Source organism: Agrobacterium sp. 10T429 (assembly GCF_056393925.1).
In genome coordinates, this window is sequence record NZ_JBFTGV010000007.1 from 137,385 (window position 1) to 153,044 (window position 15,660).

The window sequence follows — 15,660 nt, forward strand, 5'->3', positions numbered from 1 at the left end:
CGTGGTATTTGCTGGCATGGGCGTCACTCCGGATCGACCCAACCGCCTGGCGGCGCGAAACTCTCCATCTCGACCGGACCCCAGCTTCCTACGGCATAGCGTGGCGGCACGGCCGGGTCGTCGAGAATGGGCTCAACGATTTTCCATGCGAGTTCTGCCGCATCCTGACGGGTGAAAAGCTGGCGTTCGCCTGCCATCGCATCGCCGATCAGCCGTTCATAAGGCGCCATGTCGCCGATGCCGTCATCGACAGCGCCCAGTTCCACCGCCTCGCCGAGCATACCGTCCCCGGCAGCCTTGCGGCGCGCGCCAATGCCGATGGCGATATCTGGCCCGAGCCGGAAGCGCACATAATTTGCGGCCGCCGCCTCAACATCGCCGAAGAGCGCTATCGGCGGCCGCTTGAAACGCACCACAACTTCGGTTGCATGGGCAGGCAGGTTCTTTCCGGCGCGGATGAAGAAAGGCACGCCGTTCCAGCGCCATGTGGCCACGCGAAACCGCACGGCGGCAAAGGTCTCGCGGCTTGAGCCGGGCGCAACGCCGGGTTCATCGAGATAACCGTCGAACTGGCCACGCACAACATCCTCGCGGCTGAGCGGTGGCATGGCTTTGAGGATCTGCACTTTCTCATCGACAAGATCATCCGAAGCGCTTGTTGCCGGTGGCTCCATGGCCAGTAGCAACAGCACGTTGATGAGATGGTTCTGGATCACATCCCGGATGCATCCAACCTCGTCATAAAACTTTCCGCGTCCCTTGATGCCAAAATCCTCGGCCATGGTGATCTGCACGCTTTCAACATGATCGCGGTTCCAGACCGGTTCAAGAAAGGCATTGGCGAACCGGAAATAAAGAAGGTTCTGAATCGCCTCCTTGCCGAGAAAATGGTCGATGCGAAAAATGGCGTCCTCTTCGAAAACCGCGTGCAGCGACTGGTTCAGCGCCTCCGCCGTGGCGAGATCGCGGCCAAACGGTTTTTCCACCATCAATCGTGCCGAAGCGGCTATCGCGGCCTTATCAAGCCCGGTCACGACGGTTTCAAACAGTGACGGCGGAATGGCGAGGTAATAAAGCGGATGACCGTGGTCACCGAGTGCAGCGCGCAGCTTTTCGAATGTCGCCTCGTTTCGGTAGTCGCCGGACACGTAATGCAGTTGAGAAGCGAATTTTTCGAAGACGGCTTCATCGATCTTGTCGACGTGGCTGGTAACCGCGTCGCGCGCCCTTGCGATCAACTGATCGCGCGACCAGTCATCGAAGGCGACACCGATGACTGGTGTTTGAAGCGCGCCGCGTTTCACCATGGCGTAAAGGGAAGGAAAGATCATTTTGTAGGCAAGGTCGCCGGTGGCACCGAACACTACGAGCACGTCCGATCGCTGCTTATCCATGGCCGGCGCCCTCATTTTGCTTTTTCCAGATGGCCACCAAAGGCATTGCGCATGGCCGAGAGTACCTTGCCGGCAAACTCCGCCTCACCGCGTGAGGAGAAGCGCTCGAACAGGGCGGAAGCCAAAACAGGCGCAGGAACACCCGTTTCGACGGCCGCCTGAAGGGTCCAGCGCCCTTCGCCTGAATCTGACACCCGCCCGCCATACTGGTCGAGATGAGGGTCCTGCTTCAGCGCCTCCGCCGTCAGATCGAGCAACCACGAGCCAATGACAGACCCATGTCGCCAGACCTCCGTCACGGCAGGAAGATCGATGTCGAACTGGTAATATTGCGGGTGGGCGAGCGGCGCCGTTTCCGCATCGGCCTCCCGGTGCTGCGTGCCGGCATTCGCGGCCTTCAAGATATTCAGGCCTTCCGCATAGGCGGCCATAACACCGTATTCGATGCCATTGTGAACCATCTTGACGAAATGCCCTGCGCCTGACGGTCCGCAATGCAAATATCCCATTGGCGCCGTGCCGGTGACAGGATCGGCCGCGATGCCCTGGCCCGCACCGGGAGCGAGCGAAGCAAAAATCGGATCGAGCCGCTGCACGGCACCCAACGGGCCACCGATCATCAGAGAATAGCCGCGCTCCAGACCCCAGACGCCACCGGATGTACCGGTGTCGATGAAGTCGATGCTACGGGGCGCAAATTCCGCCGCCAAATCGATGGCATCCCGGTAGAAGGAGTTGCCGCCATCGATAATGGCATCGCCCGCCTGCAGTCTGGCGGCAAAGTCACGAGCAATTTTCGGCGTTATTGCCGCCGGCAGCATTAGCCAGACGGCGCGTGGCGGTGACAGCTTCGCGACCAGGTCGTCTGGCGAGCTCGCGCCAACTGCGCCTTCCTTCACCAATGCTGCGACATTGTCGAGATTGACGTCGAAGACCACGCAATCATGACCCTGTTTCAGAAGACGGCGCACCATGTTTGCGCCCATTCGTCCAAGCCCAACCATTCCGATCTGCATGCTGACACTCCATTTGTCCAATGCGCGATATGTACTTCATTCGCCGAGGCGAACGGTGAAATCCTGGTTTTCCCAATTCCCTGTGTTTGGCCAAAAGAAAGTAAAAACGATTGCGTCGCCCGCCGCCATATCCTGAACGGGCAAGTCGACGAAATACGTGCCAAGGCCGGAAGCAATCGTTCTGGTGTCGCTGGTCGTCACCCAGCCATCCGCACTCCAGTGCACGACAGCATCATCCGTCAGTTCGAGCCGCAACATCTTGCCGGCCGGCATCCCGGCAATCTTGTTATTGAAACACCAGATCCGAAGGTGCGACGGCATCTTGCTGAGGATGTAGCGCTCCACACCCTGCGGCGGCATGTCGAAAACGGAACCATCGGCAAGCGACCGCAGAAGCTTGATATGTTCAGCATGCGCCCAGACCAGCGGCATCGCACTTCCTGAGGGCTGGCCGTAGAAAAGCTCGTATTCGGGGATGTCGGGCTGGTCCCAGAGCTGCTCGGGGAAAAGGCCGTTCCCACCGGCCGATTTTTCCAGCGTTACCAGCAGCGCTTCGGCCACCTCCCGCCTTCCCGCAGCAAGCTCGTAATGGGCGCGTTCGCCGGTCAAAAGCGGCCATGGCCGCCCCTGCCCGGTGCCGTCGAATGCTGCTCCATCGGCGTGCTCACCATATCCATCGCCCGTATATCTATACCATACAGGCCCCTGCGGCAGATCGGCACGCAGGCAATGGTCGATTGCTTTGATCGTCGCGAGAATATGCGGATCGTCAGGCGCGCGCAGGCCGAAGCGAACTAGGGCAAGCGCATCGGGGCTGATGACGTCGCTGGTCGGCAGCGTGGAACGGTCCGGCGTCTGGTTGCGGATAGGCGTATCGCCGAATGGTCGAGCTATGTCGGTCGCGTCAGGCGAAGCGATGCGAACATAGTGGCCGGAAATGCCAAGCGCGGCGCAGAATGTCTCGTCACCGGCAAAGGTCCATCGTTCGATCTGCTCGTTCCAGCAATCAGCCGTTTCCCGTAGATGCACGGCTTCGGCAGCATCACCGTCCATATCGATAAGGTCGGCAGCGGCAAGCAGCGCAGCGATCTCGACGGCAAGGGTGAAGGGACTGTAGCCGGCATCCTCTTCCCACCTGTCCTCACCGGTCGTCGGGCCGTTTGCCAGAATATAGGCCGCGGCGCGGTGGATCATCGGCATAAAATCCGCCCGCGTGGCATGATCCAGGTGACCATGTCGATGCAGCATATCCGCCAGCAGGATCGGAAAGGCGCATTCATCCATCTGGACGCCTGGCCAATAGGGTTTGCCATCCAGCCAGAGATTTTGCGGCCAGCGGCCCGATGGCTGCTGTACCTGACGAAGATAATTGAGGATCGCCAGCGCCTCGTGGTGATCGCCGGCCGCCAGAAATCCGCCGGCCGCTTCCACCAGATCGCGCGGCCAGACCAGATGATAACCACCGAGATCGTCATCGCTCTTCGATGCTCCCCAAGGGATCGACAGGCTTGCAACAACAGCGCCCGGTCGGTCGGCGGCACGATGTGCGGCGAGCACTGCTGTCGACACCCGATAGGAATTGATGCCGTGATGCGTATCGCGGTCGAGCGTTTCCAGCCGGTCTTGCCAGTTGCGCCAGTTGGCAACGTAGGCCTCGTGCGCCCGTTCAAAGCCATGCTTCAGACTATAAACGGCCGCCGCAGCCGCTTCATATTCCGTCTCGCCAAAGCCGAGCGCCAATGTTGCCGCGCCATTGACATCACTGAAGTCGATCTCACCTGCCAGCGAGACATTTCCGTCATCGGCTCGCTGGTACTCTTCAACGATGCGTCCGTGCCGATGCAACTGCTGCCAACCATCGGAAACACCCACGAAACCGGCGCTGACTGCCCGCCAGGGCAGATCGCAGACAAGCGCAAGATATCGTGAACGGCCGGTCGCGAAGAGGACCTGATGTCCCTCATAGTCGCCAATCCAAGCCGAGTTAAGATTGCCTGCATTGACGAGATGAGGTGCCAGCAGCGCAGTCACGCGATAATCCGAAATTTGTCCCTTCAGGGGAATGAACGAAAGCTGCTGAAGAACACTGGCTCGCGCGGGATCGCTGATCACCTGTTTCTCAATTCTGAACGAGCCATCCGTCGCCGTATTGGTAATGTGAAATGCCGGAATTCCACTTTTAAAAGGGCGGGTGACGGATACGCAGTCGCGTTTTTCTTCCGAAAAGTAACCCTCAGGCCCAGTGACAACAAAACCGAGATCGCGGGTGCAGGCACTGTCTATCCTCGGATAATAGACCTCGTTCAGAATGCCGTGGCTGAGCGTGAACCAGATAGGCGATGCTTCCGACAGCGCAGTGCCGACCCCGTTTTTGGCGCTCGACGTCCAGCGCGCTTCTATGCCAGGCGCGCCCGGTGCAAAATCCAGTCCGGTGCGCATCATGAAATGTCTCGGTTACGCTGATGAGGCAGACGAAAGTGGCGCGAATTGCAGTCCTGAAAAGTCATGACGGGGTATCTCGACCTTGAACCAAGGCTCTGTTCCTGGATAACAACAGGAAACGGGCTTACCGGTTCCTTGCTCATATCCACAACGGATGCAGCCTCGCCATAAAGCTAGGTATTGGCGAACTGGTACACAACTAAAGATTTGGTAATTTAAGCCGCGCCGCGCGTGGAGGTTTTGGGTTGCAGGACCAACACGCTCAGCCACCAAGCCGCCGCTGGAGCGGGCGGCCGTTGTGGATCACACCGATATTGCCGATGAACCGGCTATTCCAAGTGGACATCAACCGCCCGACCAGCCCCTCGCATTGCGTATGGCGCGTGCAAAGCGAGCGTGATCCGCTTCTTCGACCGATCCGTCGGGATTGAATATCTCGGCATCTTTTCGCATGGCGGTGACATCGATATCGCACAGTTCCGCGAGACCAAGCGCCGTCAACTCGCGCATGGCCGGAACGCAGATGGTCCGACCACTGGCAGCGGCCAGGAAACGGGCGAAATAGCGACTGTTCGACAGGCCGCCATCTATCGAAATCGTATCGCCGATGGGAACGAAAGTCTGCGCGGCTTCGATCAACCGAACCGTCAGCAACGCAATGCCCTCAAGCAGGGCGCGCACCATGTCACTCCGCGCCGTTGCGTGGTCCATGCCGATGAAAAGCGGTACGGCCTGTCTATCCCAATATGGCGCGGCAAGGCCCGAAAATGCAGGCACGAACACCAGCCCACGACGAACGGCCGATGAACCCTGAAAACCGTCAAGTTCAGTATTGTCAACATAAAGGCCGATCTTTCGCGCCCATTCCAGCGCGGCACCGGCGTCATAAACCCCGCCTTCTATGGCGAAAATGGCCGCGCCGCCTTGCTTTTGCCAGCCAATGGTGGGCAGAAGCTCCCCCGACAACGGGCGTTCGTGACCAGCGATGGCCAACAGAAAGGCGCCCGTGCCGAAGGTTATCTTACAATCGCCCGGTTTGCGGCAACCGTGCCCATAAAGCGCCGCCTGCTGATCGACGATGGAAACGCGAATGGGCGTTCCCTCGATGGAACCGAAGCCGCCATTAACAGGACCGATTGTGGGCAGGCAATCCAGCGGCACCCCATGAAGAGCGCAGAGTTCCGGGCTCCAGGCACCCGTTGCCAGATCAAGCAGTCCCGTCCGCGAGGCCGTTGCAAGGTCGGTGCGGAAACAGCTTGTAAGCCGATCCAGAAAGAATGCGTCGGTGGTGCCCAGGCGCAACCGCCCTTCGGCTCTCGCCCGTGCCACCGCCGGATTGTGCCTTAGCAACCACGACAGTTTGCTCGCCGAAAAATAGGGATCGAGCGGCAATCCGCAAATCTCTTTCGATCGTTCCGCAGCCGATTGGGGCAACGCGGCCAGGGCTTCGGCGGTGCGGGCATCCTGCCAGACGATGACCGGCGAAAGCGCTTCCCCACTCTTGGCATCCCACGCCAGGCAACTCTCGCCCTGGTTGGCGATCGCGATCGCATCTACCGGCCCGGCATCGGCCAGTACCGCGCGGATGTTGCGCAACAGCTCTTCCGGATCATGCTCCACATGGCCGGGGTTTGGATAGAACTGTGCATGACGCAGGCTTGAGACGAGTTGCGCCGTGCCATCGTCGCTTATCACAAGGCATCGGGTCGACGTCGTTCCCTGATCGATCGCCGCTATGCGCATCAATTCGTCTCCTGAAAGTGAAAGGCAATCTGGGTCGCCTCAACGGCGGCGCGGGGAATGGGCACAAGCACACGGCGTTCCGGCAGCCACCTGCCGGACTTGCTCCACACTTCCGTTCCATCAAGATGAAGCGAAAGCCTGCCTCGAACACGTCTGATGAAGCGCAGCTGAAAATCGAGAAAAGCCGGCCGGTCAAGTCCCCCCGATCGCACCATGGTGGGTACCGCGAGTTTGAGCGGGTCGGCGAAAGCGATACGCACTGCCTTTGCGTTGCAGAGTTCGCGGGTGAGATCGTCGGCAACGGCAGCACCCACGCGGCGGCCTTCGCGAAACGACCAGCCACCCGTTTCCACGGCCCGCAATACGTTCCCCGTGGCGAAGAACATCGGGTTGGCCATCCGGCCGTCCTGATCGATCGTAGGGCCATCGCTGCCTGCCGCCACATCAACAGGGGATGCGTTCAGAAGCGTTGCCTCCGGCGTGAACCGCCCGGTGAGGAGAACACCATCGCACTTGACGGTGAGGATACGGCCATCTGCCAGCCGGATGTCGGCCTCCTCGACACGACCGCTCCCACGAATGTCCACAAGTGTTGCGCGGCAATAAAAGGGCACTCCGACCAATCGCGGAAACCACCGGAAAAGCGACCGCGCCAGCGGTTCCGGCTCAGGCTCGATCATCGCCACCGGCCGCGCGCCATGCGTTAGGCATGTGAGAAGCGCGGAAAAGGAAACCAGTTCCGAACCAAGGATAAGCGGCCGGCGAAAGGGCATGATGCCGTGAAAGGCGACATAGGATTGCAGCGTGCCGGTGGTGATCACTCCCACCGGCCGGTCGCCCGGCAGGAGCCGCGCTGAGCGTGGTTTTTCCCGCGCGCCGGTCGCCAGCACAATGCGCCGGGCCTTCAACGTTTCCACGCCGCGCGCAGACGTAACCAGCAGCGTACCGTCCTGTCCGAGTTCCACCACGGCATGACCGGTGCGGACATCGACGCCCGCATCCTGCGCCTGCCGCTGCAGACGTCGCGCATAGGCCGGGCCGAAATAAACGCGTCCGAATTCGCGCATGCCGAAAGGCGAATGTGTGCAATGACGGGGTGCGCCGCCAAGCGCTGGCTCACGCTCGAGGATCGTCACACGCGCGACGCCGCGTGCTTTCAGCTCCAGCGCTGCCGCCAGGCCCGCCGGGCCGCCGCCGACCACGATTACATCTGCATCCGGAACGTTTTCTTGCATCTGCTGAAAAGGCTTCCGGGAGCTCATCGATCGTCTCCCGGACGGACCGCAAGCGGTACAGCCAGACGGTCGCCCGTCATCGCGGCCAGCCGGGCGTTGCAGTAAAATCCCTGACAGCGCCCCATGCCGGCGCGGGTGCGCCGCCGCAGACCTCCGAAATCACCCGGCGGCACCGGGCTGGAAAATGTCGCCTCGATCTCACGGCGGGTGACAAGCTCGCAATGGCAGACGATTTCGCCATGATCGGCGCGCTGCCAGTCCCGCTCGAAGGTTTCGCTCAGGTTCGGCATCGTCACCTGAGGCACTGCGGGCGGGGGCATGAAGCGCGTGCCGAAACTTTCGTGAAGCGCCAGAGCGTGCTGCGCCAGACCAAGTGCCGCACTGAGACCGGTGGATCGCACGCCGCCAAGCGTGATCGCGCGCAGGTCCGGCCGTGCGGAAATCCGGTAATGTTTCTTCTCGGAGGCCGGGCGCAAGCCGGCATAGATAGCGGTTACGGGAATGGAGGCGAGTGCCGGAACGATCTCCCTGCCGCGCGTCAGCAGCGCTTCCAGCGCCGCCGTTTCTACCGTCGCACGCTCGCGGTCATCCTGTTCTTCCGCCGTCGGGCCGATGAGAACGTTGCCGAAGGCAGTTGGACACACAACGATGCCCTTGGTGATTTCGGTGGGAACGGGCAGGACGATGCGCGGCACGTGCCGGCGGGCGGCCTTGTCGAGAACGACGAATTGTCCCTTGCGAGGCTTGATGGTGAAGTCTGGGACAAGCCCCAGCCGCGCATCGACGATATCGCCGAACAATCCGGCCGCATTGACAACGCTCGCCGCAAGAATCGGACCCGCCGTCGTCTCTATCCGCCACGCGCCATCAAACGCACCGGACAGGACTTCAGCGTTGCGCACCAGCTGCGCGCCAAGCGCCACCGCTTGCGTAAGATAGCCTAGCGGCGCGGACCAGGGATCGATGACATATTCACCCGGAACTTCGAGTGCTGCGACAAGACGGTCGGACAAGCCGGGCATGGATTCCCGGGCCTGCCGGGCCGTAAGCAGACCGAGCTCGGCAATGCCGTTGCGTCGCCCCTGCTCGGCGATCGCCTCCAGGCTTTGCGCCTCGTCGGGATTCCACGCACAAACCAACGCGCCGGTTTCAACGAGGCTAAGGCCCATCTGCCTGTGGATGGACAGATATTCTGCCCGACCCGCCTTCACCAATTCCAGTTCCAGACTGCCTTCGGGCGCATCGAAGCCGGTGTGGAGGATAGCGCTGTTGGCCTTCGATGCCCCGGAAAGAATATCGGACCCCTTCTCGACGATCACGACCTTCGCACCAGCCAGTGCGAAACGACGGGCAACCGCGCAACCGACCACCCCGGCACCGATGACGGCGACGTCGAATGCTGTGGAGAGGCTCTGGACCATGGACTTGCCTTTATTTTCGTGGTTCGAAAGCGAAATCAACAGGCGCAACGGATCGAGCCGATGCACCTTGCCGGATCGTGGCTATGAATGAGATCTGCTTTGTTTCTAGTCGGACAAAGCCGTCAGCGGCTTTTCGAATTCAACCAGCGTCACGCCACTTGTCTCCTGCTGGCACATGGCGCTGATCAGGGTCATGATCTTCCCCGCCGCTTCGACGGGCGGCACGCCACCATCACGAATATTGGAAATGCAGTTGCGTCGGGAGTCCGGCAGCCCGGTCTCCGGCCCGAAGGTGACATAGGCGCCAAGACTGTCGGCTGCCGAAAGGCCCGGCCGCTCGCCAATCAGGATCACCGCCACCTTTGCGCCGAGGACGGCTCCCACATCATCCGCCAGCGCAACCCGTGCCTGCGTGGCAAGTGTGATCGGCGCAACCGTCAATCCGTTGCTTGCGAGTGAATTAAGCAACGCCGTTGCCACCGGCACTGCATTCATCTCCACAGCCGTTGCGGAAAGCCCGTCGGCGATTACCAATGCGACATCGGCTCCCTTGGCCTGCCCGTCGAGCGCCAGACGGCCTTCGTCTGAAAGAGCACGGCCGAGATCGGGTCGGCGCAGGTAATCCGCACGGTCCTGCGCGCGGCTTGCGACATGCACGACATCCGCACCCGAAGCGCGCAAGTCACGCTCCATTTTTTCAATGTCCAGCGGACGCCACACGGCCTGGCGCGCCTGCGCATGATCCAACAGAAATGTCTGTACCGCGCGCGTGGGCGGGCTTGCACCCGTGCGGCCGAGCGCCACGCGTGCATCGGTTGCCACACGCAGGGCCTTGAGACGTTCGGGCGGGCTGGAGATGAGGGAGGGCCGGCGGTCACGCATCAGGCGGCGTCCCTTCCAAGAAAATCAAGTTCGCGAAGCCCGCGGTTCATCAGCGCAGGGTTCTCGATCATATGGCCGGCGGCATCCGTCACGCCCATATTCACCAGCCACTCCTCAAACTCCGGCGCAGGCCGACGCTTCAGCGTTTCGCGGGCATAGATTGAATCGTGATGGGAAAGCGTCTGGTAGTTCAGCATGACGTCGTCCGAGCCTGGCACGGTAATGACGAAGTTCACATCAGCGGCGCACAGCATGGTCAGCAGCACGTCCATGTCTTCCTGGTCGGCATCGGCGTGGTTGGTGTAGCAGACGTCGACACCCATCGGCAGGCCAAGCAGCTTTCCGCAGAAATGATCTTCAAGCCCGGCGCGAATGATCTGCTTGCCATTATAGAGATATTCCGGACCGATGAAGCCGACGACGGTATTCACCAGAAGCGGCGAGAATTCGCGCGCCACGGCATAGGCACGCGCCTCCATCGTTTGCTGATCGACACCAAAATGCGCATCGGCCGACAGGGCAGCCCCCTGCCCCGTCTCGAAATACATGAGGTCGCTGCCGATAGTTCCGCGCTTCAGCGACTGACCAGCCTCATGAGCCTCTCGCAGAACGGCAAGATCAATGCCGAAGCCCGCATTGGCCTTCTGGGAACCCGCAATCGACTGGAAAACTAGATCGACGGGTGCAGCGCGCTCCATCGCCCTGATAGCCGTCGTCACATGGCCAAGGCAGCAGGTCTGGGTTGGGATGTCCAGCCATTGCCGCAGATCGTCAAGCAACTGCACGACGCGGATATAGTCCGTCACAGCGCTGGTGGCCGGGTTAACACCGATCACCGCATCGCCGCTCCCCAGCAGCAACCCGTCAATGGCCGAGATGGCGATGCCACGGGAACTGTCAGTCGGATGATTTGGCTGGTTGCGGGTGGACAGGCGGCCGGAAAGACCAATCGTGTTGCGAAAACGGGTCACGACCTCCCGTTTGGCCGATACCGTCACGAGATCCTGCAGACGCATGATCTTGGAGACTGCCGCCACCATTTCCGGTGTCAAACCCCAACTTACCGCCTCAAGTTCCGCGTGCCCGACCTTGGAATTGAGCAGCCACTCGCGAAATTCGCCAACCGTCAGAGAAGACACCGGCGCGAAGGCCAGTGCGTCGTGCTGGCGCGCGATCAGGGCCGAAATCTCGTCCTCGTCCGAGGCGATCAATTCCTGTGCAACAAAGGTGGAAAGCGGCAGATCGGCCAGCGCCATCTGCGCCGCCAGTCTCTCCACCGGCCCTTCCGCCGCGATCCCGGCCAATTGGTCACCGGACCTTTCCGGCGTCGCCTTTGCCATCAGGGTTTTCAGATCGTCGAAACGATAGGTCGTGCCGGCTGCGATCTGTCGATAAGCCATTTTTCCGGCCCCTTACTTCACGAAAGTCTTCGTGAGGCCCACCGTGCGGTCCACGATCAGGACGACGGCAAGCGTGAGCACGATCAGAAGAACGGAGATGGCGGCAACAAGCGGATCAGCCTGGGTTTCGACATGCTGATACATGGCAACGGGAAGCGTCGTGATGCGCGGACCGGTGAGGAACAGCGAAATCACGGCTTCATCGAACGAGACGAGAAAGGAAAGCGCTGCCGTTGCAACGATGCCAGGCGCAATCATCGGCATGGTGACGCGGCGAAAGACGGTAAGAGGTGACGCCCCGAGCGTGGAGGCGGCCTCCTCGTAGATCAGCGGCAGGCCCGCAAGCGACGTGGTGAGTACACGCAGCGCATAGGGCAACACGATGATCAGATGCGCGATCACCAGACCCGTGAATGTACCGAGCAGGCCCGCACCGGCAAAGACGATTAGGATCGCAAGGCCAAGAACGATGGTCGGCAGAAGAAGCGGCGCGGTGAAGAAGGCGAGCAATGTATCCGCGCCAATCACCCGCATCCGCACGATGGCATAGGAGGCGGGCAGCGCAATCAGCATGGACAGCACGGTAACGATGACCGCAAGGAGCGTGCTGGTGCCGAGGGCGCCGATCATCTTGGAATTATGCATGAGATCCACATACCAGCGCAGGCTCCACCCGGAGGGTGGGAAGGTCATGTAGCTGTCGGCCGAAAACGAGATCGGCACGACGAGCACCACGGGCGCAAGGAGGAAAAGGAACATGATGAAGGCGACAATTTTCAGCGCCAGCGGAGCGGGACGTTCTTCCATCTTCGATTTCCTTTACAGAATGGCCCGCAGAAGCCGGGAATAGAGCACCAGGGCGGCACCGAAAATCACGAGGATGATCATCGAAAGCGTAGCGGCGAGTGGCCAGTTGAGCGTCACGATGGCCTGATCATAGATTTCTGTTGCCAGAAGGAAGACGCGGCCACCGCCGAGCAGCTTGGGAGTGATGAACGAACTGACGGCCAGCACGAAGGAGAGCAGGCAACCCAGGGCCACGCCGGGCATGGTGAGCGGCACGATGATCCGCCAGAACACTTTCCAGGGCGATGCGCCGAGCGTTTCCGCAGCTTCCTCGACGCGAGGATCAAGCCTGCCGAAGCCAGCGAGGAGCGCCAGGATCATATAGGGCATCAGGATTTCGGTAAGCCCGATGACGACGCCGATCTTGTTGAACAGCAGACGCACCCCGCCTTGCGCACCCAGTGCGAAGAGGATGTTGTTGATGAGGCCGTCATCCGCCAGGATTGCGATCCAGCCATAAGTGCGCACCACCGCCGAGGTGAGCAGCGGCGAAATGACCAGCACCAGCAAAAGTGTTTTCCAGCGACCCTGCGCCCGGTGAAGGTAGAGGGCGATGGGATAGGAGGCGAGCAGCGTGAGAACGGTGATCATAAGGCTGGTCAGAATGCTCTGACCAATCAGCTCGATATAAAAACCGTCGGTCAGTGTCGACGACCAGTTGTCGAGCGTATGGGCTTCCCCGAGACCGCCGCCGCCGAGGCTTTCGCGGAAGGAAAGCAGCAGCAGGTTGAAGACGGGCAACACGAAGGCCAGACCGTTGACCGCAATGATGGGTCCAAGAAGAAGAGTTGCGAGAAACACGATGGAAGAGGTACGGCCACCGGGAGCCGTGATCATGACCGCCGCCGTCATCGGTTTGCTCCGAAGACCAGAGTATCCTCCACGCGCCAGACGAGACTGACCGCGCTGCCTGCCGCGACCGGCGTTTCACCGCCGGAGGTCGCGCGCTCCACGGACAGGGTCTGCCCGCCAGCGGCGATCTCGTAGTGCAGGATGTCGCCTGCATAATAGACATCGCGGACTTCGCCGGCGATGCGATTGACGGGCGCTCCGTCGAAATCGGGGACGGCATCGCCAGCGACGGTCATGGCCATGCGATGCGGCCGTACCATCAGGTCGATCTTACCGCTGTGCGCACCGGGCGCTCGCAGCACCGCATCGCCAACCGTGATGCGGTCACCGGCGGCGTTGCCGACCAGCCTGTTGGTGCGACCGACGAAGGAGGCGACGAATCCCGTGGCCGGGCGCTCATAGAGATCGTGCGGCGTGCCAAGCTGTTCCAGGTGCCCGCCATTGAGCACAGCGACCTTGTCGCACATGCTGAGCGCCTCAACCTGATCATGCGTGACGAAGATGGAAGTGATGCCAAGCTGTTTCTGGATACGGCGAATCTCGGCGCGCATCTCGTCGCGCAGCTTTGCGTCGAGATTGGAAAGAGGTTCGTCAAACAAGAGAATGGACGGCTGGATGACGAGGGCGCGCGCCAGTGCGACGCGCTGCTGCTGGCCTCCGGAAAGCTGGGCGGGGCGACGGTCCTCGCGCCCTTCCAGACGCACCATGGCAATGGCCTCACGGGCACGGCGTTCCGCCTCGGCAGCAGGCACTTTGCGCATTTCAAGACCGAACATGACATTCTTGAGGACCGTCATGTGGGGGAAGAGCGCGTAGCTCTGGAAAACGAGGCCAATGTCACGCTTATAAGGCGCAAGTTTCGTCACGTCCTTGCCGTCGATCAGGATAGACCCCGAGGAGACAGGAGAGAGGCCTGCAATCATGCGCAGCGACGTCGACTTGCCGCAGCCGGAAGGACCGAGGAAGGCAACCAGTTCGCCCTTGGGAATCTCGAGATTGAGATTATCCACGGCGACGATTGTCTCGTAGCGCTTGGTCAGTGAACGGATCGAGAGGAATCCTGGCTGCATGATATCTGATGTTCCCATTCTGGCTTCTTGCCTTTCTCCAGACCATGTCCGACCCGCAGGGAATCGGAAATGCCTTGGCCCTTGATCTACGCAAGCGCGGCGAAAATTCGCTGCGCCGTTCCGCGGTGCCTCCCCTGGTGCAGGCCTGGGCCCCGCTCGGAATGCATGTCCGCGTCGGCTCCCACCTCTTCCGCCCCAGCGCCGACAGAGGAGATGAACCGAGGGTTTTGGTATGCTGCTTCCGCGACTGCCATGGGAGCCGCGGAAGTCCTTTCATTTTTTTGCGCTCTGCGCAGAAGTCTCAACGGCTGAGGGGAATGACCTTGCGGCGCCAGTCCTGCGTAATCTGGTCGCGAACCTTCGAGAGCCCAATCCAATCCACCGGGATGACCTTGTCCATCGCCTTGACGACCGTGCGCTCACTCACATCGGCAGAGACAGAGGACTTGGAATTGGTCGGCGCATAATACATGGCGGCGGTAAAGGCAGCCTGGGCTTCCGGGCTCAGCGCATAATCAACGAACTTGCGCGCAGCCTCGGACGACGGACCACCCTTGACGAGGTTGAGCGTGTTGATCTGGAGGATCGTCCCTTCCTTCGGAAGAACCACCTTCATCTTGCCTTTGGAACCGTCAGCATTCACCTGGCTACGGGCGTTCCAGCCCACGCCCAGCGAAACCTGGCCGTTGACAACGTTCGGATAGACTTCCGGCTTCGGCTCCCAGGTCTGCACATTCGGAGCAACTTCAGCCATCGCATTGATGCCGGCATCGATGTTCTTGATGAAATCAGTGCCGCCATTCATATGGTCCATGATGATGGTGGTACCGATACCGACGATATCGGGGGCGCTCAGCATGGCGACTTTACCCTTGAGGGCGCTATCCTTCAGAGCGTTCCAGCTGTCGGGAGCCGTCTTGATGGCATCGGTATTGTAGATGAGCACGAGATTGTCGAACGTTACGCCAACCCCGGCCACGCCTTCGAAGCGGGCATTAGGATAGAGGTCGGCGACATTCTTGGTTACGCTTTCGTCGATCTTGTCAAACAGACCTTCGTCCGTACCTGTTTTGGCGACGGAGACGTCCATCAGAGCGATATCGGACTGCGGCGCAGCCTTCTGGGCGCGCAGCGAGCCGAGCATTGCAGCAGAGCCCTGCTGCGGGAAATATTCGATCTTGATATCAGGGTTAGCCGCCATGAAAGGTTCGATGACGGCCTTGGTGTAACGCTCCTGGAAAAGGCCGCTATAGCCGAGGAACGTCACGGTCTGCTGGGCGTGCGCCGGCAGAGCGGCCGCGCCGAGCATGAGAATCCCACTCAGAAGTATTGTTTTCTTCATTGTCCTGTTCTCCTCTA

The 15,660-nt window shown here is 60.7% G+C and carries 12 protein-coding genes; all 12 read right to left on the bottom strand.

Annotation, left to right across the window (positions count from 1 at the left end):
• Positions 1 to 23: 23 nt before the first annotated feature.
• Positions 24 to 1,394, bottom strand: a complete 1,371-nt coding sequence (gene zwf / locus AC1DCP_RS17025; protein WP_035252586.1) for a glucose-6-phosphate dehydrogenase — start codon at positions 1,392 to 1,394, stop codon at positions 24 to 26.
• 11 nt (positions 1,395 to 1,405) lie between these two features.
• Positions 1,406 to 2,410 carry a phosphogluconate dehydrogenase (NAD(+)-dependent, decarboxylating) gene (gene gnd / locus AC1DCP_RS17030; protein ID WP_003517664.1) on the bottom strand — a complete coding sequence of 335 codons (1,005 nt, stop codon included), beginning with the start codon at positions 2,408 to 2,410 and terminating at the stop codon, positions 1,406 to 1,408.
• 36 nt (positions 2,411 to 2,446) lie between these two features.
• Positions 2,447 to 4,852, bottom strand: coding sequence for a glucan 1,4-alpha-glucosidase (locus AC1DCP_RS17035; protein WP_065705392.1), 2,406 nt, complete (start codon positions 4,850 to 4,852; stop codon positions 2,447 to 2,449).
• Between the two features lie 345 nt (positions 4,853 to 5,197).
• The gene (locus AC1DCP_RS17040) at positions 5,198 to 6,595 is read right to left on the bottom strand and encodes an FGGY family carbohydrate kinase (protein WP_065705390.1); all 1,398 of its coding nucleotides are present in this window, start codon (positions 6,593 to 6,595) and stop codon (positions 5,198 to 5,200) included.
• A complete protein-coding gene (locus AC1DCP_RS17045) occupies positions 6,595 to 7,857 on the bottom strand; it encodes an FAD-dependent oxidoreductase (protein ID WP_065705388.1) in 1,263 nt (420 codons plus the stop codon). Before AC1DCP_RS17045 ends, AC1DCP_RS17040 begins: the two co-directional genes overlap by 1 nt.
• Complete coding sequence (locus tag AC1DCP_RS17050) at positions 7,854 to 9,251, bottom strand: NAD(P)/FAD-dependent oxidoreductase (RefSeq protein ID WP_065705524.1); 1,398 nt, start codon at positions 9,249 to 9,251, stop codon at positions 7,854 to 7,856. The genes AC1DCP_RS17045 and AC1DCP_RS17050 overlap by 4 nt, the downstream gene beginning before the upstream one ends.
• A gap of 105 nt (positions 9,252 to 9,356) precedes the next feature.
• Positions 9,357 to 10,133, bottom strand: a complete 777-nt coding sequence (gene eutC, locus AC1DCP_RS17055; protein WP_112492988.1) for an ethanolamine ammonia-lyase subunit EutC — start codon at positions 10,131 to 10,133, stop codon at positions 9,357 to 9,359.
• Positions 10,133 to 11,533, bottom strand: a complete 1,401-nt coding sequence (locus AC1DCP_RS17060) for an ethanolamine ammonia-lyase subunit EutB (protein WP_065705387.1) — start codon at positions 11,531 to 11,533, stop codon at positions 10,133 to 10,135. The genes eutC and AC1DCP_RS17060 overlap by 1 nt, the downstream gene beginning before the upstream one ends.
• 12 nt (positions 11,534 to 11,545) lie before the next feature.
• Positions 11,546 to 12,340 carry an ABC transporter permease gene (locus tag AC1DCP_RS17065; protein WP_013761321.1) on the bottom strand — a complete coding sequence of 265 codons (795 nt, stop codon included), beginning with the start codon at positions 12,338 to 12,340 and terminating at the stop codon, positions 11,546 to 11,548.
• A gap of 12 nt (positions 12,341 to 12,352) precedes the next feature.
• The gene (locus AC1DCP_RS17070; protein WP_003517681.1) at positions 12,353 to 13,231 is read right to left on the bottom strand and encodes an ABC transporter permease; all 879 of its coding nucleotides are present in this window, start codon (positions 13,229 to 13,231) and stop codon (positions 12,353 to 12,355) included.
• A complete protein-coding gene (locus AC1DCP_RS17075) occupies positions 13,228 to 14,301 on the bottom strand; it encodes an ABC transporter ATP-binding protein (RefSeq protein WP_476774488.1) in 1,074 nt (357 codons plus the stop codon). Before AC1DCP_RS17075 ends, AC1DCP_RS17070 begins: the two co-directional genes overlap by 4 nt.
• Before the next feature lie 301 nt (positions 14,302 to 14,602).
• Positions 14,603 to 15,643, bottom strand: a complete 1,041-nt coding sequence (locus AC1DCP_RS17080) for an ABC transporter substrate-binding protein (protein WP_003517684.1) — start codon at positions 15,641 to 15,643, stop codon at positions 14,603 to 14,605.
• Positions 15,644 to 15,660: the final 17 nt, after the last annotated feature.